This window comes from Bradyrhizobium retamae, assembly GCF_001440415.1.
Lineage (GTDB): Bacteria > Pseudomonadota > Alphaproteobacteria > Rhizobiales > Xanthobacteraceae > Bradyrhizobium > Bradyrhizobium retamae.
This window is the reverse complement of the sequence record NZ_LLYA01000107.1, coordinates 1-1,598: the sequence shown is the minus strand read 5'-3', so window position 1 is coordinate 1,598 and position 1,598 is coordinate 1. Positions and strand designations below refer to the sequence as shown.

The following is a 1,598-nucleotide window of genomic DNA, read 5'->3' as shown; positions in this document are numbered from 1 at the left end:
TCAGTGAAATTGCGTTGCGCCTTGCCGTCGGGCTCCGTGTTCGGCGGCGCGGACCTCTTGCCGTTCTTTTTGCTCCCTTCGGCGATGCGGCGCTCCTCGGCTTCGGCCCGCGCCTTGCGCTCCGCCTCGGCTGCGGCCTTGGCTTCGGCCTCCAGCGCGGCCTTGGCCTCGCGGATCTTCTCAAGCCGCTTCTGCTTGTCGGCCACCCAATCGGGCATCTCGTCGCCGCGCTTGTCGCCGTAGAGCTTATCCTCCTGCGCATCGGCGGCCTCCGCCGCCTTGAGCCAGCGGTCGACCTCCGCTGCAAGCTCCGCTTCCCGCTTCTTCATGCGATCATAGCTCATCGCCTTGTGCTTGGACGCGTTCGCCTTGATCTTGGTGCCGTCGAGCGCCACGTGCCCGAGCTTCACCAACCCGGCCTTCTCGGCCAGCTTCAACACCTGCACGAACAGGTCGGCCAGCGCCTTCAGATGCCGCCGCCGGAACTCTGAGATCGTGCGGAAGTCCGGCGCATCGCCCGCCACCATCATCATGAAATCCGCCCGCTCCACCGTCGCCCTGGCGATCCGCCGCGACGAGTAGATACCGCTCGCGTAGCCGTGCAGAAGCAGCGCCGTCATCATCCGCGGATCAAACGGCGGCTGACCCAGCCCGCTCCGGTAGCTGCCTAGGATCGCCGATAGATCAAGGCTTTCCTTGACCAGCGACACGATCAACCGCGAAACGTGGTCCTGCGGCACATAGTCCTGCACGCTCGGCGGCAGAAGCTGGACCTCGTCGATCTTCCAGGGGCGAAATTCCTTGCTCATGGCCACGCAAGGAATCAGACTCGCACCCTCTTGACCAGTCACTACTCAGACAGGCTCCTAGTCTTACTGAGTCAGAGTGTCGCGGCCTTTGCCGAGAAGAATCATATATTTGAAAAGACTCAATTTTCAGGATGCGGAGAGGCTGAGATGGGTCTGGCAAAATCGGGGGACGTGGCGTCGCGGTTTTCGGCGTATGTTGAGGGTCTTACGAGCGTGATCGGGCATGCGGACCGAGCCAAACCACTTCGCGATTACTGCACCGGTCTGATGATGCCTTGCGATCGCAAGAGTGTCGAGCCGATGGCGGCGATCACGGCTCCTGATCGGACAGCAGCGCAACATCAGTCATTGTTGCATTTTGTCGGTCAAGGCGACTGGTCGGACCAGCAGGTTTTGGCCAAGGTCCGCGAGATGGTGCTGCCGGAGATCGAACGGCACGGGCCGATCGAAGCTTGGATCATCGATGATACGGGCTTTCCCAAGAAGGGCCGGCATTCGGTCGGGGTTGCACGGCAATATTGCGGCCAGTTGGGCAAGCAAGACAATTGTCAGGTCGCCGTGACCCTTTCGCTTGCAAATCATCATGCGAGCTTGCCGGTGGCCTATCGTCTGTATCTGCCAAAGGAGTGGGTGACGGACCGTACACGTCGGCGCAAAGCCGGTGTACCCAAGGAGATTACCTTCAAGACCAAGCCGGCAATTGCACTCGATCATTTGCGCTGGGCCTGTGCGGCGGGCTTGCCGCGCGGCGTGGTACTGATGGACGCCGGCTATGGCACCGACACCGCT

The 1,598-nt window shown here is 61.6% G+C and carries 2 protein-coding genes; one reads left to right on the top strand and one right to left on the bottom strand.

Annotated features, from left to right (window positions below; genetic code table 11):
• Positions 1–809 (bottom strand): transposase (locus CQ13_RS12270; RefSeq protein ID WP_197427318.1); only part of this gene is annotated, 809 nt, incomplete at its 3' end.
• Between the two features lie 147 nt (positions 810–956).
• Here CQ13_RS12270 and CQ13_RS12265 point away from each other — a divergent pair.
• On the top strand, positions 957–1,598 hold a 642-nt coding region (locus tag CQ13_RS12265; protein ID WP_156433640.1), incomplete at its 3' end, for an IS701 family transposase.